At 61.1% G+C, this 20743-nt stretch carries 18 protein-coding genes and 1 pseudogene; 7 read left to right on the top strand and 12 right to left on the bottom strand.

Features of this window, described 5'->3' with window-relative positions; translation table 11 throughout:
* Positions 1-60: 60 nt before the first annotated feature.
* Positions 61-429, top strand: coding sequence for a YraN family protein (locus NW855_RS01400; protein ID WP_049749715.1), 369 nt, complete (start codon positions 61-63; stop codon positions 427-429).
* Here NW855_RS01400 and ruvX read toward each other — a convergent pair.
* Positions 396-875: a Holliday junction resolvase RuvX gene (ruvX, locus tag NW855_RS01395; protein ID WP_011429602.1), complete on the bottom strand. Its 480-nt coding sequence runs from the start codon at positions 873-875 to the stop codon at positions 396-398. The two genes, NW855_RS01400 and ruvX, sit on opposite strands and share 34 nt — an antisense overlap.
* Before the next feature lie 110 nt (positions 876-985).
* Between ruvX and ahcY the strand changes: the two genes are divergently transcribed.
* Positions 986-2266: an adenosylhomocysteinase gene (gene ahcY / locus NW855_RS01390; RefSeq protein ID WP_011429603.1), complete on the top strand. Its 1281-nt coding sequence runs from the start codon at positions 986-988 to the stop codon at positions 2264-2266.
* A 140-nt stretch (positions 2267-2406) separates the two neighbouring features.
* On the opposite strand, the gene NW855_RS01385 is transcribed toward ahcY, so the two are convergent.
* On the bottom strand, positions 2407-3618 hold the full coding sequence (locus tag NW855_RS01385) for an argininosuccinate synthase (RefSeq protein WP_011429604.1): 1212 nt from the start codon (positions 3616-3618) through the stop codon (positions 2407-2409).
* A gap of 566 nt (positions 3619-4184) precedes the next feature.
* Here NW855_RS01385 and NW855_RS01380 point away from each other — a divergent pair.
* Positions 4185-4682 (top strand): DUF4079 domain-containing protein, encoded by a 498-nt coding sequence (locus NW855_RS01380; protein ID WP_414402663.1) that lies wholly within the window; start codon positions 4185-4187, stop codon positions 4680-4682.
* 78 nt (positions 4683-4760) lie between these two features.
* Positions 4761-5633 (top strand): lipoyl synthase, encoded by an 873-nt coding sequence (lipA, locus tag NW855_RS01375; protein WP_011429607.1) that lies wholly within the window; start codon positions 4761-4763, stop codon positions 5631-5633.
* Here lipA and NW855_RS01370 read toward each other — a convergent pair.
* A complete protein-coding gene (locus NW855_RS01370; protein ID WP_011429608.1) occupies positions 5630-6844 on the bottom strand; it encodes an Era-like GTP-binding protein in 1215 nt (404 codons plus the stop codon). The two genes, lipA and NW855_RS01370, sit on opposite strands and share 4 nt — an antisense overlap.
* Positions 6845-7013: 169 nt before the next feature.
* On the opposite strand from NW855_RS01370, the gene NW855_RS01365 reads away from it, so the two are divergent.
* Both NW855_RS01365 and aroQ read left to right on the top strand, forming a co-directional pair.
* Entirely contained in the window at positions 7014-7163 is a 150-nt protein-coding gene (locus tag NW855_RS01365; protein WP_011429610.1) for a hypothetical protein, read from the top strand.
* 208 nt (positions 7164-7371) lie between these two features.
* Complete coding sequence (aroQ, locus tag NW855_RS01360; RefSeq protein WP_011429612.1) at positions 7372-7875, top strand: type II 3-dehydroquinate dehydratase; 504 nt, start codon at positions 7372-7374, stop codon at positions 7873-7875.
* Between the two features lie 243 nt (positions 7876-8118).
* On the opposite strand, the gene NW855_RS01355 is transcribed toward aroQ, so the two are convergent.
* Complete coding sequence (locus NW855_RS01355; protein ID WP_011429613.1) at positions 8119-8655, bottom strand: thioredoxin domain-containing protein; 537 nt, start codon at positions 8653-8655, stop codon at positions 8119-8121.
* A 334-nt stretch (positions 8656-8989) separates the two neighbouring features.
* Between NW855_RS01355 and NW855_RS01350 the strand changes: the two genes are divergently transcribed.
* On the top strand, positions 8990-12322 hold the full coding sequence (locus NW855_RS01350; RefSeq protein ID WP_414402662.1) for an AAA family ATPase: 3333 nt from the start codon (positions 8990-8992) through the stop codon (positions 12320-12322).
* On the opposite strand, the gene NW855_RS01345 is transcribed toward NW855_RS01350, so the two are convergent.
* From NW855_RS01345 to NW855_RS01310, 8 genes and pseudogenes are all read right to left on the bottom strand, one after another.
* Positions 12319-12750 (bottom strand): GerW family sporulation protein, encoded by a 432-nt coding sequence (locus NW855_RS01345; protein WP_011429615.1) that lies wholly within the window; start codon positions 12748-12750, stop codon positions 12319-12321. The two genes, NW855_RS01350 and NW855_RS01345, sit on opposite strands and share 4 nt — an antisense overlap.
* A 292-nt stretch (positions 12751-13042) precedes the next feature.
* Positions 13043-13306 (bottom strand): DUF2973 domain-containing protein, encoded by a 264-nt coding sequence (locus NW855_RS01340; RefSeq protein WP_041438126.1) that lies wholly within the window; start codon positions 13304-13306, stop codon positions 13043-13045.
* Complete coding sequence (locus NW855_RS01335) at positions 13306-13626, bottom strand: DUF2605 domain-containing protein (RefSeq protein ID WP_011429617.1); 321 nt, start codon at positions 13624-13626, stop codon at positions 13306-13308. Before NW855_RS01335 ends, NW855_RS01340 begins: the two co-directional genes overlap by 1 nt.
* A gap of 49 nt (positions 13627-13675) precedes the next feature.
* Positions 13676-15166, bottom strand: a pseudogene (locus NW855_RS01330) (cobaltochelatase subunit CobN); the annotation flags it as partial.
* Between the two features lie 26 nt (positions 15167-15192).
* Complete coding sequence (locus NW855_RS01325; protein WP_011429619.1) at positions 15193-16371, bottom strand: transaldolase; 1179 nt, start codon at positions 16369-16371, stop codon at positions 15193-15195.
* A gap of 268 nt (positions 16372-16639) precedes the next feature.
* On the bottom strand, positions 16640-16996 hold the full coding sequence (gene casA, locus NW855_RS01320) for a type I-E CRISPR-associated protein Cse1/CasA (protein ID WP_414508270.1): 357 nt from the start codon (positions 16994-16996) through the stop codon (positions 16640-16642).
* A 16-nt stretch (positions 16997-17012) separates the two neighbouring features.
* Positions 17013-19694 (bottom strand): CRISPR-associated helicase Cas3', encoded by a 2682-nt coding sequence (gene cas3 / locus NW855_RS01315; protein WP_414402661.1) that lies wholly within the window; start codon positions 19692-19694, stop codon positions 17013-17015.
* Between the two features lie 2 nt (positions 19695-19696).
* Entirely contained in the window at positions 19697-20548 is an 852-nt protein-coding gene (locus NW855_RS01310) for a helix-turn-helix transcriptional regulator (protein WP_228375428.1), read from the bottom strand.
* Positions 20549-20743: the final 195 nt, after the last annotated feature.

Genomic DNA, 20743 nt, shown 5'->3' with positions numbered 1-20743 from the left:
GAGGAGTTTGTATCTAGGTAGGCTGGGGATCCCTTGCCCAAGCGAACTTCTCTCCAAAACATGGGCGAGGCTGGCGAAGCTTGTGTGCGGCAGTACCTGGAGGAGCAAGGCTGGCAGATCCTGGCGCAACAGTGGCGCTGTCGTTGGGGAGAGCTGGATCTGGTGGCCTCTAGGGCAGGGGAGTTGATTTTTGTGGAAGTGAAAACCCGCAGTGGCCAGGGCTGGGATCAAAAGGGGCTTTTGGCGGTTGGGATCCAAAAGCAGCAGCGCCTAATCCGGGCCGCCCAAGCTTTCTTGAGCCAGCACCCTGATCTTGCTGAACTAGCTTGTCGCTTTGATGTCGCGCTGGTGGAACAGCGACCGGGCAAGGAAGGGGTGAGCTACGCCTTGGCAGACTATCTGCAGGGCGCTTTTGAGCTCTGGGAATAGCGCCGCTCGTCCAGCCAAGTTTGGAGAATCACTGCCGCCGACTGCTGGTCGATAAGCGCTTTCTGGGCCTTAGCCGGGATCCCGGCCTGGCGCAGATCCCACTCCGCCTGTACGGTGCTCAGGTACTCGTTGACCGTAACCACCGGCAAATCCACGGCCGCCTGCAGCGCCCGCACAAACCGCTGCACCTTGCGGGCCTGGGATCCCACCGATCCATCCGCCAAAAGCGGGATCCCGACCACCACCACGGTGGCTTGGCGGCGGCGGATCCACGCCTGCACTTGGGCGATATCTTCCGGCAGGGAACGGCGCCGGATCACCCCCAGCCCCGTGGCCAGCAGCCCCAGCCCGTCGGAGCCGGCCACGCCGATGCGGCGGTTGCCCACGTCCAGCCCCAGCGCCGAAAAGGGATCCCTTGTGGCAGAATAGTTCAGGTCTGTTGACATCTGTTTGTCCCTCTTGCCGACATTGTAACGGCCTGAAACTCCCTCTCTCTGGCCGTGTAGCTCGGCTGAACCTCTATCCTTTTTCGACAACTCTCTTTGGAGCCTTCTCGATGACCAGCGCCACCCTGTCTCTCCCCAAGCACGAAGTTAAAGACCTGGGCCTCGCCTCTCTGGGCAGGCAACGGATCCAGTGGGCGGCGCGGGAGATGCCGGTGCTGGCCCAGATCCGGGAGCGCTTTGCCCAAGAAAAGCCCCTGGCCGGCCTGCGCCTGGTGGCCTGCTGCCATGTCACCACCGAGACGGCCAATCTGGCCTTGGCGCTGCAGGCAGGGGGAGCGGAGAGCGTCCTCATCGCCAGCAACCCCCTCTCCACCCAAGACGATGTGGCCGCCAGCCTGGTGGCCGACTACGGCATCTCGGTCTTTGCCATCAAGGGGGAAGATGTGGAAACCTACCGCCGCCATGTGCAAATTGCCTTGGATCACCGTCCCAACTTGATCATCGACGACGGCGGCGATGTGACGGCGGAGCTGGTGCAGCATCGCCAGGAGCAGCTCCCGGAGATCATCGGCACCACGGAAGAGACCACCACCGGCCTGGTGCGCCTGCGGGCCATGTCTAAGGCGGGGGTGCTCAGCTTCCCGGTGATGACCGTCAACGATGCCGAGACCAAGCACCTGTTCGACAACCGCTACGGCACCGGCCAATCCACCCTGGACGGCATCCTGCGCTGTACCAACATTCTTCTGGCCGGAAAAACGGTGGTGGTGGCCGGCTACGGCTGGTGCGCCAAGGGGGTGGCGATGCGGGCCCGCGGCATGGGATCCCAGGTAATCGTGACCGAGGTCAACCCGGTGCGGGCCCTGGAGGCGGTGATGGACGGCTTTCGGGTTATGCCCATGGCCGAGGCCGCTTCCCTGGGGGATCTGTTCATCACCGTCACCGGCAACAAGCACGTCATCCGCGGCGAGCACTTCGACCGTATGAAAGATGGGGCGATGGTCTGTAACGCCGGCCACTTCGACATCGAGATCGACCTGGTGGCGCTGCAAGAGCGGACGGTTTCCCGGCAGACGGTGCGCCCCTTTGTGGAAGAATACCGTCTCCAGTCGGGCAAATCGGTGTTCGTCCTGGGAGAGGGCCGGCTGATCAACCTGGCTGCCGCCGAAGGCCATCCCGCCAGCGTCATGGACATGAGCTTTGCCAACCAGGCCCTGGCCTGCGAGTACCTGGTGAAAAACCGTGGCCGCCTGGCGCCAGGGCTGCACCCCATTCCGGCAGAGATCGACGAGGCCATCGCCCGCCTCAAGCTCAAAGCCATGGGGATCTCCATCGACAGCCTTACCCCGGAGCAGATCGAGTACGGCAACACCTGGACGGCAGGAACCTAGAGAGAGCCCCTCACCTCCGCGGTGGCAAACCTGGCCCACCTGCGCCGTCGTGCCAGCAGGCAAGCGGCTTGACACCTCCCCCCCAGCAGGCTAGCCGGTTGACCAGCACCCCGGATGGACAAATTGCCTGGCGGTAGAGTTCAAGCACCACTGCCGCGGTGCACCTGCGCCCAAGTGCGGGTAGGCAGGCCCCAGATGTAGATGAAGCCTTCGGCAGCCCGGTGGTCGAATTGATCCCCTTCCCCGTAGGTGGCCAGCTCCGCGTTGTAGAGGGAGTAAGGGGAGCGGCGGCCCACGCAGACCGCCTGGCCCTTGTGCAGGCGCATCCGCACCACGCCGGTAACGCTTTTTTGGGTGGTGCGGATGAAGGCGTCCAGGGCCTCCCGCAGCGGCGAGTACCAGAGGCCGTTGTAGACCAACTGGCTGTAGGTGGTCTCGATGCCGTACTTGTAGTGGAGGACCTCGCGAGTGAGGGTGAGGCTCTCCAGCTCGCGGTGGGCCTGGATCAACACCGTTAGGGCCGGGCACTCGTAGATCTCGCGCGACTTGATCCCCACCAGCCGATCCTCGATCATGTCGATGCGACCGACACCGTGGCTGCCGGCCAAGGCGTTGAGCCGCTCGAAGAGGGCTCTGGGGCCGAGGCGCTGCCCGTCCAGCTCCACCGGGATCCCCTCTTCAAAGGCGATCTCCACGTAGGCGGGCTCGTCGGGGGTTTGAGCAATAGAGCGGGTGAGGGCGTAGACTTCCTCCGGCGGCTCTTGGTCGGCGTCCTCCAGGATCCCGGCTTCGACGCTGCGGCCCAGGATGTTGAGGTCGATGCTGTAGGGGCTGGATTTTTGTACTGGCATAGGGATGCCGTAGCGCTCGCCGTAGGCGATGGTCTCCTCGCGGGTCATGCCCCACTCGCGCGCCGGGGCCAGCACCTTGAGCTTGGGGTTCAAGGCGGCGATGGCCAGGTCGAAGCGGACTTGGTCATTGCCCTTGCCGGTGCAGCCGTGGGCCACGGCGTCGGCGCCCACCTCTTCGGCCACCTCCACCAACAGCTGGGCGATCAGGGGCCGGGCCAGGGCAGTGGAGAGAGGGTAGCGCTGCTCGTAGAGGGCATTGGCCTGGATAGCGGGGAAGGCGTAGTCGGCAATCAGGGTCTGGACGGCCTCCCGCACCAGGGATTGCTCGGCCCCGGCCCTCAGGGCCTTGGCTTGAATGGCCTCCAGCTCCGCCCCCTGACCCAAGTCCACCGCCAGGGTGACCACCGATTCCACCCCCCACTCGTGCTTGAGATAGGGGATGCAGACGGAAGTATCGACGCCCCCCGAATAGGCCAATACCACTTTCTTTGCCCGTCCCATGCTGCTGCGGATCCCTGTTCAAAAGAAGTTGCTAGCCCATTATGCCCTGTGGCTTGGATCTTGAGGCGGGGGGTGGCAGCGGACGAAGGGGAGACATCACGGTATCGGGGCGCGCCAAGGGATCCCTCCTCGGCCAGGCTTACGGAGGGAGGAAGAACGCCTTGTGCGCAAGGACGGTTTCCACCCTCGACCCAAGCCCAGAGGGCAGGCAGCAAGGCCGAAAAGGCAACAGCAATCGAGCTACCGGAAAAAAGCTAAAAGGGATCCACGGTTACCGAAAAGCGCCACAAAGCCCCTCCTGATCAAGGCTCCAACTGCTTACCCTGAAATTGGGGATGGCTTCTTGCAAGACTGGTTGGAAGACTGCTACTGGAATTGGGATCCGCAGCGTTACCCAAGTCGCAAAGCCCATCATCTGGCCCGCTGCCAATGGCAAATCCATTTCTACCAGCATCTGATGCAGATAGGGCTCCCACTCCCGGAGTCCACACGCGCCCGTGCCGCGACAGAAGTTTTTTAAATTTGTGTTAATTTAGGGGCAGCCTCCTCTTCGTTGCGCAATCCCTATGAACAGCGTTCAACTTCCCCAATGGCTGAAGCTGGCTTTGCCCTTCTTTCACCCTGTGCTGATGATTTTCGCCTTTGCCCTAGCTCTCTACGCTCTTTACCTGGGCCTGCAGGTGCGACGGCTGCGCACTGCTTCTGCACAAGAGCGCAAAGAACTCGTCAAGGGTAAGTTTGGCCAGCGGCACTTTCTTGCGGGATCCCTGTTCTTGCTGTTGATGGTGTTCGGGGCCCTGGGCGGCATGGGGGTGACCTACCTCAACAACGGCAAGCTGTTTGTTGGCCCCCACTTGCTGGCGGGATTGGGCATTGTGGCCTTGGTGGCTAGCTCTGCGGCTTTGGCGCCCCTGATGAAGGATGGCCAAAAGGCCTGGGCTCGCAATGTCCACCTCCTGCTGAATTTGGTGATTTTGGGGATCCTGGGCTGGCAGGCGGCGACTGGCTTTCAAATTGTGCAGCGCATCGTCAACCAGATGCTAACCTCTCCTCAGGTGGCCTAGCCCTTTTCCGGCCAAGGGCGATCGATCTGGAAGGCGTCCATGCCACAATGGACGCTATCTCTTCTTTCTCGTCCTCCCATGCCTGTTAGCTCTCTTCCCAGTTGGGTCAAGCGCTCTATCGGCAAGGCCAGCGATATCTCGGCAGTGCAGCAGGTGATCAAGCAGCGGGGCCTGCACACCATCTGCGAAGAGGGGCGCTGTCCCAATCGGGCCGAATGCTACAGCCAAAAGACTGCCACCTTCCTGCTGATGGGCGGGATCTGTACCCGCGCCTGTTCCTTTTGTCAGGTGGCTAGCGGGCGGCCCGCGCCGTTGGATCCGCAGGAGCCGGAAAAGGTGGCTGAGGCCGTTGAGCTGCTGGGGCTCCGCTATGTGGTGCTCACCTCGGTAGCTCGCGACGACCTGCCCGACCAGGGATCCGGCCGCTTCGTGGAGGTGATGGAAGCGATTCGGCGGCGCTGCCCTGGGATCCAGATCGAGGTGCTCACCCCCGATTTTCGCGGGGAGCGCGACTGCATTGCCCGTGTGGTGGCGGCCCGACCGACCTGCTACAACCACAACATCGAAACGGTGCGCCGGCTGTCGCAGGCGGTGCGGCGCAGCTCTGGCTACGACCTGTCGTTGCGGGTTTTGCGAACGGTGAAGGAGCTGGATCCCGGCCTGCCCACCAAGTCCGGCCTGATGCTGGGGCACGGCGAGACCCGCGCAGAAGTGCTGGAAACCTTTCGAGATCTGCTGGCGGTAGGCTGTGACCGGCTCACCCTGGGGCAGTATCTGCAGCCTTCCCTGGCCCATCGCCCGGTGCAGCGCTACTGGACGCCGGAGGAGTTTGTCGAGCTGGGCCAGATTGCCCTCCAGATGGGGTTTCGCCAGGTGCGCTCTGGGCCCCTGGTGCGCAGCTCCTACCACGCCGCCGAAATGGCTCAGGATGGCCGGGAAGAGGAACCCTAGGCCTTTTCAGCCAGCTCTTGGCTGCTGATGAGATCCCGCAAGAGGGCCCCTAGGCCGAACCCCTCTGGGGCAAACCGGAGCAACACCCGTGGCGCCAGGGATCCCAAGCGGTACAAACTCGCCCCCGCCACCAGACCCGGCAAGAGGCTGTTGCTCCAGCCTCCCCACAGCCAAGAGCTCACCCCCTCGGCCAAAAGCAGCAGCGCCCCATTGAGCAGCAGCAGTCGCCACAGCCCCTCCTGGGCGGATCCCAGCGCCTCCCGTAAGGATCCCCAGGGCAGGCGCAGCCGCATTCCCAGGCCCAACAGCCACAGCCCATCCAGTAGCGGCGCCAACAGCAGATCTAGCCCCAGTGGCGCCAAGCCCACCGCGATCCCCTTGCCGAGGGCGCAGGCCGTGCCCCATTGCTCGACAAAGCGGGCGTGGTGCTGCCACTGCTTTTGCCAGAGCTGGGCCTGGAGGTGCTCCAGCCGCTTCAGCACATTGAGGGCCAAGAGGGATCCCGCCTCTGCCTGCAAAATTTCCACAATGCGCCCTCGCAGGGCCTCGATCTGGGGTGCGGGCCGCTCCCATTCCAAGGTGATGCGGCCATCTGGCCAGTGGGTGCGCACCTTAGTGGGCTTGGGACGGGCGGCCACCGTCAAGATCTCCTGCGGCAACACCCAGCCCAAGTGGCGGCTGATCTGGGCGCGAATGGCCTGCAACTCGGCTTCCGAATAGAGATCGCACTTGTTCAACACCAGCAGGATGGGCTTGTGCAGGGTGCGCAGCTCCAACAGAGCCTGGTACTCCAACTGGGTCAGGTCTGCGGCGATGACAAACAGGATCAAGTCGGCGGCGCGGGCCACCTCCCAGGCCAACTGTTCGCGGGCTTCTCCGTTGATCTCGTTCAAGCCGGGCGTATCGATGAACCGTACCTGCCAAGGGATCCCCGGCCCCGGCTGCCACAGCAGCGATTGCGGCTGTTGCGTCACCCCGTTGAGGGGCCCTACCTCCAAGCGGGCCTCGCCGGTCAGGGCGTTCAAGACAGCCGACTTGCCGCGGTTGACCAGACCAAACACCGCAATGGAAAACACCCGAGTGACAAGACGCTTGCGCAGAGTGGATAAAGCTTTGAACTCCGGCTGCAGATCCTGACGGCTGGCCAGAGCTTGCCAGTGATCCCAGCAACGCTGAAAAACGGTTTCGGCTTGAGTTAGAGGAGTGGTCATCGACAACAAAAATGGCCTAACCCCCACTCTAAAAGGAATTGGTCCCCATAGCCACGCTGGTATTCCCCCCCAGCGTGGGGAAGTCCGCCGGGATCCGAAGCTCACAGAATGGGGCATGATCACCTTGGGGCATTGGCGCTCCTAAGTTAGGATCCCATCGACTGTTGCTATGCTGTACCGCCTCCCCAACTCTCTCCGCTGGCTCCGCCTTGGCGGATCCCATCGCTCCAAACAAGAGCGTCAAATTGTGCGCAGCCTGCTGGCCTTTGCAGGTGCCCTCCTGGTCGTGGATATCGTGCTCCTGAGCGCCCTTTACTAGTCCGATGGCATTTCCACGCTTGTCGGGAAAAAGCGCTATCATGGAGATCCATTGGTCAAGCTCCGTTGATGGCTCTGTAACTCCTACGAGGCAGGTCGGATGGATTGGGTAGAAAAAGTTCTCGAAAAGATCCGCGAATGGGTGGAACGTGTGATTGATACTCTTCTGGGAAGTCCTCAGCCCCAACCTGCTCCCATTCCCGTAGAAAATGGATCCCATCGTCGTCGTTAATCCGACTGCCATTGCTTCCGCTGGCGAGCTCCTAAGCCTTCTGGTTCTGCACGGCCCCAACCTCAACTTGCTGGGGGTGCGAGAAGTAGGCATCTACGGCTCGGTGTCCTTAGAACAGATCGATCGGGCGCTCCACCAGCAGGCAGAAGTTCTTGGGGCAAAGCTGGAGATCCTGCAGTCTAACCATGAGGGGGTGTTGGTCGATGCCATTCACCGGGCTCGCCAGCAGCACTCCGGCATCCTCATCAACCCTGGCGCCTACACCCACACCAGCATCGCTCTGCGGGATGCCATTGCTGCCGTAGGGCTGCCCACGGTGGAAGTTCACCTGAGCAATATCTATCGCCGCGAACCTTTCCGGCAACACTCCTACATTGCTGCTGTAGCCATCGGCCAAATCAGTGGATTTGGAGCCCACAGCTACCTATTGGGCCTACAGGCTCTAGTTCAGCACCTGCGGCTGCAGGCTGCCCAAGCCTAACCGAAGAAGTTTGGCCTTACCTCGACGCTGCCGAGACAGTCGCTGCTTGGCGATCCTCAACCGCGGGGACTCCCCCACCTGGAAGAGGTAGGCGCTGGTTTTCCCGGTGGAGAACATCCGTCCTCAGCGGCGTGGGAGAGGGGGGCGGGCGCAACTCAGGGAGCGGTTAACTGGCAAGACCAGTGGGCGGCTTAGAGGGACAGTTGGGAGCCTCAAGCCCGACAACTGGGAGCTCCTAGGTCTCTATCCATGGCTGCGCGGATCCGCCTGATGCGGGAGGACAGGCCTGCCCCGATCCAACTCAGACACCTGTCCGGCATTGGTCAACTGCAGGGGCTGCCCAGTTGCCAGAGCCAACACATTGCCCCGCAAAATGGCGGCAGGCTGCTCTCCGATGGCAAATCCCAGCACTTCCCCTTGACCATCCAAAAAGAGAAAGTGAGGGATCCCGTTCACCCGGTAGCGGCTCAACTCCGGCAGCCACTTGGGGTTGTCCACGTTCAGCATGACGAAGTTCACCTGATCGGCAAATTCTTTCTTCAGGCTGGCCAGGAGAGGTGCCATCGCTCGGCAGGTGGTGCACCAATCGGCGTAAAACTCCACCAGAGAAGGCTTGCCGTTGGCCTGCGCTTCCTCCCAGGACACTGCCTCTGCAGCCAAGTCAGCCAAGCTGGTGCCAGCCTGACGAGCTTGATTGGCTAAAAACAAGCCTGCCGCCAGGAGCACGGCCACCACGGCAACTAAACTGTTGCGCAACCGTTTTGCCCAGTCTTCCTTCATAGCTCCATCACTCCGCCATCTGGTGTTCCGCCTTCCCCGTTCTAACATCCCCCTCGCTCCGCAGTGGGCCAACTAGGTTCTGGATGGCTGTCTCCCGGGATCCCGGCTGGCGAGGAGGGCAGATGGACGTACTCCCCCTAGCTATAGCTTGCTCCGGCCCAGCAGTAAGCCTAGGAACTCTTAGTTACTGGTTCCGCAACCGCACTTGCTCCTTCGGGTTGCTCCGCCTCAGCAGCAGTGCCAGTTTCCCTGGTGGGCTCAGGGCGGTGGGACAACCGTTTTCTGGCTGTGGCAAAACTTGGGATCTAGCCAATAACTTCATAAACTGGAGCAAATGGCTCATCGCCATTGCTTTGCAGCGACCAGAGCCGCCCTTGTGATCCCAGTTCGCCTGACCTTACACAATTTTCTCTGCTACTCTCAGGCGGTTTTGGATCTGCGCGGGATCCACACCGCTTGCATTTGCGGCCCCAACGGGGCGGGCAAATCGGCTTTGCTCGACGCCCTTACCTGGGGCCTCTGGGGACAGAGCCGGGCCAGCAACGACAGCGATCTCATCCGCAAGGGGGCCAGCGAAACCTGGGTGGAGGTGGTCTACCGCTCGCGGGGGCAAACCTACCGCGTCCTGCGCAGTCGCCACCTCGCGGGGGAAGGATCCCTGGAGTGGCAAATTCAAACTGGAGAAAGCGACGGCCAAGCCCGTTGGCGCAGCCTCACCCGCCGCGGCCTGCGTGCCACCCAACAGGCCATCCAAAATCAGCTCGGCCTCGACTACGATACCTTTGTTCACTCGGCCTACCTGCGGCAGGGGCAGGCCGATGCCTTTACCCTGAAGCGTCCCGGCGAGCGCAAGCAGATCTTGGCCGACATGCTCAAGCTGGGGCAGTACGATCTGCTGGCGGAGCGTTGCCGCGAACAGGCCCGCAGCGCCAAGCTCAAAGCCGACCTGCTCCAAGAGCGCCTGCACAAGCTGGATCAACACCAGGTCTCTATCGAGCAGATGCAAGCCGAACTGGAGCAGCTTCAACAGCGGCAAATCCATCTGCAACAGCTCCTGGCCCAACAGCAGCAGGAATTACAGGCCCTAGAACGCGCCTATGAACATCGCCACACCCTGGAGGAGCGCCACCAGCAGCTTGCCCAGCACCTGAACAAGCTCAGCGTCAACCTGCACCACACCGAACAGCAATGGCGAGCTCAACGACAGCACCTGCTCCAGTTGCAAGAGCTGATTGCCCAAAGCGAGGAGATCCTGGCGGGCTACGAACGCTATCAAACCCTGATGGCCCAGGATCGCCATCTTCACCACCTCTTCGAGCAACAGCAATACCTGCTCCAAGAACGCCAAAAGCTGCAGGCCCAACAGGCCGAGCAACAACAGCAGCAACTGCGCAGAATGCAGCGGCTGCAACAGGAATTGGCCGCCTGCCAGGCCCAAGCCCAGGCCGATGCCCAGGTGCTGGCCGAACGAGAGCGCATCGAAAACGCCCTCCACCACTACCGGCAAGCCCAGGAGCGCCTGCAAAGCTTAAACGAGGCCCAGGCCCAAGCCGCTGCCCTCCTGGAGCAACAACGGCACTGGGAGGAGGAGATCCGCCGCGAGGGAGAACGTCTGCAAGCCCGCCTCCAGTTCCTCCAGGAGCACCTGCAAAGCCAGGAAACCCTGGCCCAACAGCAGCAGCACCTGGCCCAGAAAATTGCCGCCAGCGCTGCAGCCCTGGCCGAGCTGGAGCGGCAGCGCCTCTACCAGCAGCAGGTGTTGGAAAAAATCCAGGAGCGCCGCCTCTTTGTGCAGAAGCTGCAGGAGCGGCAGCGGGTTCTCCAGCACCAGTGGCAACAGGAGGAGGAACGCTGCCGCCTGCTAGAGGCTCCTTGGGAAGAGTTTCCTGTTGGCGATAGCGGAGCGGAGTCCCTCCACGCCGAGCGCTTGGATCCTGCAGAGCTAGAAGATCTGGATCGCCCGGATCACTTGGGCCCTTCGGATCCAGACTCTGGCCGGTGCCGTCCCACCCATGCTTTGACGGGGGCGAAGGCCATTGCCGAGGGAGCTGCAGAACCGGGATCCGAAGTAACCGCAGACCCCCTCTTCTCAGAGCAGCCTGCCGAGTCCATGCCAGCACCGCCCACCAAAGTGCCGACCGCCCCAATTTGGGTTTGCCCTCTCTGTGCCCGTCCGCTCAGCCCGTCCTTGAGGGCAGTGGTGCTGAAGAAACACCGCCAGCGGCAAGAGGAAATTGCTGGCGAGCTGTTTGTAATCCGCGAGCAATTGGCGGTGGCCGACCGGGAGATCGGGCTGCTGCAGGAAGAAGCCCAGCGTCTTGGCCAAGAGTTGGCCACCTGGGACGAGCGCCTGCACCTTCAGGGGCGCCTGCAACAGCAGTGGGAGGCTGAGCAGGAGCGGCAGCGGCAACTGGAGGCGCGGCGGGCAGAAGCCGCAGAACTGGAGCAGATCCTCAGCCAAGAAGCTTATGCCCAAGAGGCGCGGCAGCAGCTTGCCCAGATCCAACAGGCCCTGCAGCAGCTGGGCTATGACGAGCGGGAACATGCCTTGCAACGGGGAGAGGTGGAGCGCTGGCGCTGGGCCCTGGGCCGCTCCCACGAGCTGCGCAAAGCCCAGGAGCGCCGCGCCCGCCTAGGCGAGCAAATCGCCTCCCTGCAAGCGCAACTGGAGGCCCTGCAACAGGCGGGATCCCCTGACTCGCCGCTGGCAGAACGCCTGGCCCAGATCGAGCAGGCGCTGCACCAGGTCGGCTACGACGGATCCCTGCACCAGCAGGTAAAAGCAGAACTGGCCCAGGCGCAACTGTGGCCGGCCCGCCTGCAAGCCCTCCAGATGGCCCGCCAGGAGCTGCCGGAAGCCACAGCCCGCAGCCAGGCCCTGTCCCAACGCCTGCAGGAAAGCCGGCAACACTTTGCCCAGGCTGCCCAAGAGCTGGAAGCGCTGCAGCGACAACTGGCCGAGCACCCCGATGTTTCCCCGGCTCATCTAGAAGGGATCCGCCAAGCTCTGCAGGAGAACCGGCAAGAGCTGGATCTGGTGCTTTCTCAAATCGGGGCGGCCCGACAGCGGCTGCAGCAGGCTCTTGAACAGCAGGCGGAGCGGACGGAGCTGGAGCGACAACTGCAGCAGGCCCGCCGCCAGCAGCAGGTGTACCAGGAGCTGGCCAACGCCTACGGCCGCAACGGCATTCCCGCCCTGATCATCGAAAATGTCCTGCCAGAGCTAGAGGCCCAGGCCAACCAGATCCTGGGCCGCCTCACCCAACACCGCCTCCATCTGCGCTTTGTAACCCAGCGCTCGGGGCGGCGCTCGGAGAAGCTGATCGAGACCCTCGACATCCTCATCGCCGATCCCCGCGGCACCCGTCCCTACGAGACCTACTCTGGGGGAGAGGCTTTCCGCATCAACTTCGCCATCCGCCTGGCTCTTTCCCGCCTGCTTACCCAGCGCTCGGGATCCGACCTGCAAACGTTGATCATCGACGAGGGGTTTGGATCCCAGGACGCCACCGGGCGGGCCCAGTTGCTGGCGGCCATCAACGCCATTGCCTCCGACTTTGCCTGCATCCTGGTGATCACCCACATCCCCAGCCTGCAAGAGGCCTTTCCCCACCGCATCGACGTGCAGCCCTCCCCCCAGGGATCCCGCCTCTTCATTCGCGGCTAGTCATTTGGCTGGTCATTTGAGGATGAGGAGTTGTCGGCCCGGCTTTGCAACCACTGCTGCAGCAGGGGAACTATAGTCTCGCCAAGCTGGCTCCACTGGCTGGGCTTTTGGGCCGTGGTTAGCAGCTCCACCCGCTCCCCCCGGATCACCAAAAAGCCCACCGGCTCGATGCGCACCCCGCCCCCCGCTCCGCCAAACAGGCTGGCCGGATCCCGTCCGTTGCTGCGAAAGCCGCTGGCCGTTTTGCCAAAATGGCCCCCTCCTCCCCCAACGCCAAAGTAGAGCGACACGTAGGGGACAATCGTTGTGTCGCCAATGGTAATCGGCTGGCCAAAGGTCTGTCCCGTCTCCGCCAAAACCTTCAGCTTGCTCAGCACCGCCTCCAGGACGGCTGCCACCTCGAAATCGGAACTGGAATCGGATCCCATTGGTGACGTTTGCGCAAACGCTGCAGGCCAGCTCCAGAGGCCACTGGGTGAAGAACCAGATTGACTGCAGTTGTCTCAGACAAGATTAAGATACCTTGCTGCCTACCCAAGCGCCCCGCGCCGCTGCCCTCACCCCTGGCCCCTCTCCCTGAGGGAGAGGGGAGTTGGGGATAGTTCTCGGCGCCAAATGTTTTACTGCAACTTCATCCAGGAAAGGCTGCTCACCCCCACACCTGACTCGGGCCGACACCGAGAAAGGGGGAGCTCCTGCGCCGCTCTTGAACTCCCTTTTTTAGTCCTCGTCGGGAGAGCCAGAGTAGAGATCCTCCAGGCGGCTGCGGGCCTCTTCCAAGCTGGCCGAGCGAATGACCAGCAAGGGCTCTTCCGTCAGGTTGCCTTCTTCATCCAACAGCTCTGGGTGGGGCACCTGCCGGCGGCCTCGACGTGGCGAGGCCTTGCGCTCTTCTTTGCTCAGAGTAACCACGTTGGCCACCAGGTTGCGCAGGGCTACAAAGGCAATGGCCACAAAAGCGATGAGGTAGAGGATCTGCAGCATCACGGGTCAGATGAGTCGGAGGAGGGGTGAATTTGGCGAAAGCGACGGCCCAGCTCGGCGCACTCCATCAGCAGGCGATGCCATTTTGCCATCAGGGCCGGGTCAACGCCAACTTCATTATCCGACAACTGATAGAGGGCTTCCGCTGCCTGGAGCTCCGCTTGGGCAGCCAAAACCCGCTCCAGGAGGGCCTGCTGCGCCTCTGGGCTGATGAATTCTAAAGTTTCTTCTTGCAAAAAGCGACGAGAGCGCTCAAACCAGTAGCGGTAATCTTCCAGCAGGGGCCCCAGAATCTCTCGCAACAGCTTGGCTTTGCTCATGGATCGGGATCCCTCCGCGTCTGGTTTGCTGAGAGCATCTTAGCCGAACTTAACCTTCCCCCGCCAGGGATCCCTGGGTAGCCTCCAGGCGGGCTTCCGTCTCCAGCATCAGGGCTTCTAGGTGGGGCACCAGCTCCGGCGCCTGCTCTTGCCAGTAGCCCCGCTGGTGGGCTTCCAGCAGCCGCTCGCTCATGTCCCGCAGCGCCCAAGGGTTGTGGTTGCGCAAAAACTGCTGCACCCGGGGATCCAGCAAGTAGGCGCGGGCCAGGCCAGCGTACATAAAGTCCGGCACGGCGTGGGTGGTGACGTCGTAGGCGAAGAGGTAGTCCAGGGTGGCGGCCATCTCGAAGGCGCCTTTGTAGCCGTGGCGCATCACGCCGGCAATCCACTTGGGGTTGACGACGCGGGCGCGGTAGACGCGGTCGATTTCTTCGGCCAGGGTGCGGATCTTGGGGTTGTGGGGACGGGCGTGATCCCCGAAGTAGATCTGGGGGTTGCGGCCCTGGAGCGCCCGCACCGCTGCCACCATGCCTCCCTGAAACTGGTAGTAGTCGTCCGAGTCAAGGAGATCGTGCTCGCGGTTGTCTTGGTTGTGCAGGACAATTTGCAGGCGGGCCAGTTGCCGCCGCAGGGCTGCGGGGGCCGGCTCTCCTTCGCCCTCGGCCCGGTAGGCGTAGCTGCTCCAGTTGAGGTAGGCGCGGGCCAGATCCGCTTCCGTTTCCCAGTTTTGCGCCTCGATCAGCCCCTGCAGGCCGGCTCCGTAGGCCCCCGGCTTGGAGCCAAAGATGCGCAGCCGCGCTTGCTTTGCCGCTTCTGAAGGCGGGATCCCTTGCTCCTGCCAGTACTGGGTATCGGCCAGCACCTGGGCCCGCAGGGGGTTGTCGCTTTCCGGCTCCTCCAGGGCGGCCACGGCCTGCACGGCGCGGTCGAAGAGGGCAATCAGGTTGGGAAAAGCATCGCGAAAGAACCCAGAAATGCGCAGGGTTACATCCACGCGGGGCCGGCCCAAAACCGCCACGGGCAAAATCTCAATATCCACCACCCGTCCCCCCTCCCAGCGGGGCCTGACTCCCAAGAGCGCCAGCGCCTCGGCCCAGTCGTCGCCGCCGGTGCGCAGGGTAGAGGTGCCCCAAACGGATAGGCCCAGGTGGCGGGGATATTCCCCCTGCTCTTGCACGTAGCGCTCCACCAGCCGCTCGGCAGCCAGCGAGCCAACCTGCCAGGCGGTGGGGGTAGGGATGGCGCGGATATCCACCGAGTAGAAGTTGCGCCCGGTGGGCAACACCTCCACCCGGCCCCGGGTGGGGGCACCGGAAGGGCCGCTGGGCACATAGCCGCCGTTGAGCCCGTGCAGGAGATGCCTCAGCTCCTGGGGGGTTTGCTGCAGCCGAGGGAGCAAGTCGGTCTCGATCCAGTGCAGCACTTGTCTGGCCGCCGGCCCCGGCGGCGGATCGTAAGGGATCCCCTGCAGATACTGGGCAATCCAGCGGCGGGCCTGGGCCTCCAGGGCGGCTACTGCGTCTCCAAAGCGGCGAAAGCTCTCGCCCATAGGGCTTGCTTGCCTGGCTAATTTCTCAGATAAACGGCTGCCCCCAGTCCGACCAGCATTTCTTCGGGAGTAATTTTGCCATCTTGGTTAGTGTCGAGGGCATCGAAGACGCGATCTGCTCCCATCCACTCCTCGCGGGTGATGAAGCCATCCCCATCCAGGTCGTAGATGCGGAAGACATCCTGGGCGGCGTGGGTAATCGTTTCCTTGGCGCCCTCCAGCTTCTGCAGCCGCTCGGTGAGCAGTTTTTCCAGCACCTCCAGCGCCTTGGAGAAGCCCTGGATCCCTTCTTCTAGTTTTTCCGAGGCCATGCGGTTTTCCCGGTGCATCTGGTCGAAGGTGGCCCGATCCATCACCAGGCGGGGAATATCCATTTTCTTAGCTTTTTCCGGATCCAGCTTGCGCTCCAGGTGGCCCTCGGTGTTTTGCAGCTCCGCCAACAAAGCCGGCGAGATGGTTAGGAGATCGCAGCCGGCCAGCTCGATGATCTCGCCAATGTTGCGGAAGCTGGCCCCCATCACTTCCGTTGGGTAATCGTATTTGCGCAGATAGTTGTAGATCTGGGTTACCGACTGCACGCCTGGATCTTCGGCGGGCGGGTAGCTCTCCCGGCCTGTGTGTTTTTTGTACCAATCCAGGATGCGGCCCACAAAGGGCGAGATGAGGGTTACCCCCGCTTCGGCGCAGGCAATGGCCTGGTGCAGGCCAAACATCAAAGTCAGGTTGCAGTGGATCCCTTCTTTTTCCAGGATCTCGGCGGCGCGGATCCCTTCCCAAGTAGCCGCAATCTTAATGAGCACCCGCTTGGGATCCGCCCCTGCCGCCTTGTAGAGCTCGATGAGATGGCGGGCCTTGGCCACGGTGGCTGCTGTGTCGTAGGAGAGCCGGGCGTCCACCTCCGTCGAAACCCGACCGGGGATGATGGACAAAATGCGCACGCCAAAGGCCACCGCCAGTTGGTCGATGGCGTGGGCCACCACGGCTTTGGTGTCGGCTTTGGATCCCAGGTCTTGGCGGGCCTTGAGCAAGGTCTCATCGACAATGCCCTGGTACTGGGGCATTTGGGCGGCTGCTGTAATCAAAGAGGGATTGGTGGTGGCATCCTGCGGCTTAAAGGTCTCGATGGCGTTGATATCCCCCGTGTCGGCCACCACCACCGTCATCTCTCGCAACTGCTCCAGCAAGCTCCTGCTCATACTCCCCTCCTTAGATATCGCGCTTCTGCGACCTAGCCCCAGTGTCGCCCACCTAGGCAAGGGATCCCGGTAGATGTGAGATTGTCTTAATTGTCTAGCCGGCTACTCCCACAGATGTGGGGACAACGTACAGCAGGAGAACTACTAGGGGGCTCATAGATTGGTTCACCCCCACGGGTGTGGGGACAACTTGCGAGAGAATTCGATATCGAGGACGGCGAGTCGGTTCACCCCCACGGGTGTGGGGACAACCAGTGTTTACAGAGCGCTAGAGGCCCTGGAGGAGCGGTTCACCCCCACGGGTGTGGGGACAACGGCTTTCCCCCACTGACAGCACGGCAAAAGACGGGCGGTTCACCCCCACGGGTGTGGGGACAACCTTTCCATTGTCTTGAAAGATTTCCTTCCAGTGATCCGTATCTTTTGGTCCAAGATAGGCTCGGTGCATTATTGCCAGTAGAAAACGGTAGAGAGCTAAAGTAGTAGGCGGATTATCTCCTCGCATCTCTTTCAGGCTTTCCCACTCTCTAAATAACTCAACTAAAGACAACTCTTGGATTCGAAAATCGGGATCGAGTACAGGGATCCACTTTTCTTTGGTGAGATTAAAGGACTGAGTTTCCATGAGCTCCTCCCTAACGTTAGCTGTTCATCTTCTCGATGGTGATCCCTAGGTTAGGATCCAACCGCAGTCGCCATTTGCCAACTTGAGCCCAGCCTTCGGCGTTCAAGACAACGTAGCGACAGTTACGCAGCAAAGCAGATGTCCAAGTTTTGGGGTTTTCCCGCCTCAGCAGCTCCTTTACAAGCTCCTGGCGGGAAGCAATGCGAACACTGTGGGCCAGTAGCCTACGAATCATCGGCAGGCTGGGCTCAGTTTCTAGATCCACTGGATCGTGAGAGCCGGGAAAGACTAAACCGGTCTTCCCTTGTTGCAAGAAAATTGTCGCCACCGAAGGCTGCCCAAGTCTGGTAACGGCAGCGATAGTGCTTTCGTCATCCTCTTTTTTTAGGTAGGTAAACTGTTCGGGCCTCACATCAGCATTTGGCGGTGGGATCTTTACTTCATTAGCTCGAGATCTTTTAGCATCCTCTTCTTCAACTTTGTACTTTTCCAAAGACTCTCGCCAATCTTGAGCATGAACGGTTTCCAATGCTTCGGGGATAGGCATCTCCAAGTCATATACCGATTCGATTAGGTCGTCGATTTCTTCAGGCAATTGCACGTTGCAACGCTCTCTTAGAGCCAGCCAACTGCGTAGGAGAATGTGCCGATCGTAGATAGAGCTGCTCTCCCGAAAATTAGCCTTGCCCTCCTCGGCTAGCTCTGGTTCCACTATCCACAAGTAGGGAGCAGATAGCTCAGGTGGTCGCTTGTCCCGCGGATGGCGGTGGAGCCGCCCAGAGCGCTGTAGGAGAAGATCAATGGGAGCGGGATCGCTGATCATTAAGTCAAAATCCACATCCAAGCTTTGCTCAATGACCTGGGTTGCCACCAAAACAAAACGAGAGGGACGGAGATGTCCATTTTTGCCGAATCTCTCCAGGCATTGCTTCTCAATCTGCTCTCGATCTTTGAATAAAAAGCGCCCGTGAAACAGGCCCAATTCTTCCGGCGGAAAATACTTCTGGAGATGCTGAAACACCCACTGGGCGCGATCTACCGTTGAGCAGATAACAGCAACGCACCCGCCCCCTTTGGAAAGCACTTGCGAGAGTTCTGCGGGCCACTGGTCATCCCTGACCCAGCGGATCCCCAATTGACGGCGCACATGCTCGGAAGGAGCAAAAGACTGAGCTAGGGCCGCTCCAGAAGCTAGGGCTGTGATGCGAGGGTAAGGGGCATTAGGTGAGTCGGGCGGGGGCTGTCCACAGCCTCTGGCATAGGCAGCCAGCAATCGTTGGCGGGTACCGGCGGGCAAGGTGGCCGAGAGGGCGATCACGGGGGATCCCAAAACGGCTGCCCACTCCAAAAATCGCTCCAGGAGAGTGCTGGTGTAGAGGTCGTAGGCGTGGATCTCGTCCAGGATGATGATGCGGCCTGCCAGACCAAACAGGCGGACAAACTGGTGGCGGGCCCGTACTGCTCCCATCAGAGCCTGATCAAGGGTGCCCACCCCGTAAGGGCTGAGCAGCGTCCGCTTGCGGGCAGTGTGCCACTCGCTGGCAAAAACGCCTTTGCCCTCCTGGTCATAAACCTGATCCAGGCGACAGACGGTGTCCAGGTAATCTTCTTTGAGAGCTGCTGCCCCATGGCTGAGGGTTAGGTTTACGATGGCATCGGGATAGCGCTTTTGCAAAAATGACTTGACGCGCTCGAACATGGCGTTGCTGGTTGCCTGGGTAGGCAGGCCGATGTAAAAGCCACCGGCTCCGGCTTGATGCTGCAGGTGGTCGGCCAGGTAGAGCGCAGCTTCGGTTTTGCCCTCTCCCATGGCGGCCTCGACAATGACCAAGCAGGGTGGAGCCAGCCTGTCCTTCAGGTTAATGGCTGCCAATTGCAGCGGTCGCGGCTCGCTGATGAAGTCAAAGAGAGCCTGAAAAGTAAGAGGGCTGTCTGTGGGGGGCGCAATCCAACCCTGGGCTTTCAGGGCTTGTTGGGCCTTTTCGGCTATTCCTTGAGCGTAGGTCTCGAAGGGCTCGTCGTTGGCGTAGGGAAAACTCTCCGTATTCGAGGCAATCCAGTCGGCAACGGTTGCCAGGCCGGCCAAGATCATGGCGGCGGAATTGCTGCAGCGGGCAGGGATCCCCTCCCTCTTCAGCCCAACAAAATCTTGTAGTTGCTGGAAGATCTCTCGACGAAATGGGATCCACTCCCCTCGACCGACATCGTCGGGGGAGAGACTTTGAATATCCTGAAGTCCCGGGAAAAAGCCATGATGACCGCCGACAATAGCTGACAATTTTTGGGCCAGTTTCTTGGGCAGCCCCAGCTCTTCCAGAAAGCCGGGCAAGGTTGCGGCGGTAACCGTTCCATGAGGGGCTGCTTGGCCAGTGTTGGGATAGCTGCGCCACAGGTCGTAGAGACGGGATCCCACCAGCGCTTTTCCCACCTCGCTCACTTGAAATTGAAAGGCAGGACTGACTTTGCCTAGGTCGTGACACCCTGCCATGAACCCGCAAAAGCGAGCTAAGGGATCCCCTTCCAGCCCCAATCCTACTGAGAGCTGCTGACGAGCAAGGGGGCTAAGGTAGGTTTGCACGATCTCCATGGCCACAGCTGCCGTATCGGCTAGGTGGCAGAGGACGGGATGGTACAGAGGTCGGCCATCTTCTCGCAACTGTCCCTGTCCGGTCTTGGCCCAAAATCGGGACTTGCTCATCGCTAGGGCTCCTCGTCAACGTACTGCCGGCTCATCTCGCAGATCTCTTGCCGCATCATGTCCACCAAATCCGGAGGCTCCAGCACTCTGGCTCCTCTGCCGTAGCCCAGCACCCAGCGCTTTACATCATTCATCCCCCGCACGGTTATGCGCAGAATCAGGGATCCGTCTGGGTTTTCTTCAATGACCTGGGTCGGATGCCAGCGCCGCTCCCGAATGAAGGGTGCCGTTTGGGCGTCAAACCAAATTCTTACCTGGCGAGGGATCCCGCCCGCCTCATGCTGAAAAATCATCGCCAGATGGGCTTTGGGATCGAAAGTCGGGTCGATCTCAAAAGTTTCCGGCAGGGTTTTGAGAGCCAGGATCCGATCTACCCGGAACCAGCGCACTTCTTGTCTTTTGTGGCACCAGCCAATCACGTAGGGATTGGTGCCGCGGTAGATGTGCAAGAGATAGGGATCCAACTCCCGTTCCGACACTTGATCGCCTCGGCTGGCGGTGCGATAGCGCATCCACACTCGTCTTTTCTCCCGACAGGCATCCTCCAACCGCTGCCAAATCTCCCAATCCAGATGGGTTTCTGCCCCTGCCCGAAAGATGAGCCGCTCATCGGCTAGCTGCTGGAGATCCAGCCACTCCTGCTCTGGAAGCCGTTGCGCCAACCGCCCAATTGCCGAGCGCAACTGCGGGGCATAGGCCGATCCGGCGTAGGCTTCCAGCATTCTCGCTCCCAAAGTCAGGGCAAACAGCTCCCCCTTAGTGAGGGGTATCGTCGGCAAGCGCCATTCCCGATCAGTGTAGTGATACCCTTTTTCACGGCTGACTTTGATGGGGGCTTGAAAGCGATCCTTCAAGAAACTAATATCCGCTCGAACCGTTCGTTCACCTATTTTCGGGCTGGAGGCCCGCACCATAGCCGCAGGCTTGGTGCCGGGAGGAAAGCCCGCCTGCTAGTCAAAGCCTGGATGAGCTACAATAAGCCCATGAGCCAGATTATCTCTGTACGTTGCAAGCTGATAGTCCCACAAGAGTTGCGTCAAGAAATTGAC

Source organism: Synechococcus sp. RC10B2, assembly GCF_047502635.1.
Note: the sequence above shows the minus strand (reverse complement) of the source record. Positions and strands in the feature narration are given on the sequence as shown.

Excerpts from the sequence above, each read along its gene's own strand:
- aroQ (WP_011429612.1), top strand. The coding sequence starts at position 7,372 with ATGGATCCCATCGTCGTCGTTAATCCGACTGCCATTGCTTCCGCTGGC.
- casA (WP_414508270.1), bottom strand. The coding sequence starts at position 16,996 with ATGGAAACTCAGTCCTTTAATCTCACCAAAGAAAAGTGGATCCCTGTA.
- NW855_RS01365 (WP_011429610.1), top strand. The coding sequence starts at position 7,014 with ATGCTGTACCGCCTCCCCAACTCTCTCCGCTGGCTCCGCCTTGGCGGA.
- NW855_RS01350 (WP_414402662.1), top strand. The coding sequence starts at position 8,990 with ATGGCTCATCGCCATTGCTTTGCAGCGACCAGAGCCGCCCTTGTGATC.
- NW855_RS01380 (WP_414402663.1), top strand. The coding sequence starts at position 4,185 with ATGAACAGCGTTCAACTTCCCCAATGGCTGAAGCTGGCTTTGCCCTTC.
- NW855_RS01345 (WP_011429615.1), bottom strand. The coding sequence starts at position 12,750 with ATGGGATCCGATTCCAGTTCCGATTTCGAGGTGGCAGCCGTCCTGGAG.
- NW855_RS01340 (WP_041438126.1), bottom strand. The coding sequence starts at position 13,306 with ATGCTGCAGATCCTCTACCTCATCGCTTTTGTGGCCATTGCCTTTGTA.
- cas3 (WP_414402661.1), bottom strand. The coding sequence starts at position 19,694 with ATGAGCAAGTCCCGATTTTGGGCCAAGACCGGACAGGGACAGTTGCGA.
- ahcY (WP_011429603.1), top strand. The coding sequence starts at position 986 with ATGACCAGCGCCACCCTGTCTCTCCCCAAGCACGAAGTTAAAGACCTG.
- lipA (WP_011429607.1), top strand. The coding sequence starts at position 4,761 with ATGCCTGTTAGCTCTCTTCCCAGTTGGGTCAAGCGCTCTATCGGCAAG.
- NW855_RS01400 (WP_049749715.1), top strand. The coding sequence starts at position 61 with ATGGGCGAGGCTGGCGAAGCTTGTGTGCGGCAGTACCTGGAGGAGCAA.
- NW855_RS01335 (WP_011429617.1), bottom strand. The coding sequence starts at position 13,626 with ATGAGCAAAGCCAAGCTGTTGCGAGAGATTCTGGGGCCCCTGCTGGAA.
- NW855_RS01325 (WP_011429619.1), bottom strand. The coding sequence starts at position 16,371 with ATGAGCAGGAGCTTGCTGGAGCAGTTGCGAGAGATGACGGTGGTGGTG.
- ruvX (WP_011429602.1), bottom strand. The coding sequence starts at position 875 with ATGTCAACAGACCTGAACTATTCTGCCACAAGGGATCCCTTTTCGGCG.
- NW855_RS01355 (WP_011429613.1), bottom strand. The coding sequence starts at position 8,655 with ATGAAGGAAGACTGGGCAAAACGGTTGCGCAACAGTTTAGTTGCCGTG.
- NW855_RS01385 (WP_011429604.1), bottom strand. The coding sequence starts at position 3,618 with ATGGGACGGGCAAAGAAAGTGGTATTGGCCTATTCGGGGGGCGTCGAT.
- NW855_RS01370 (WP_011429608.1), bottom strand. The coding sequence starts at position 6,844 with ATGACCACTCCTCTAACTCAAGCCGAAACCGTTTTTCAGCGTTGCTGG.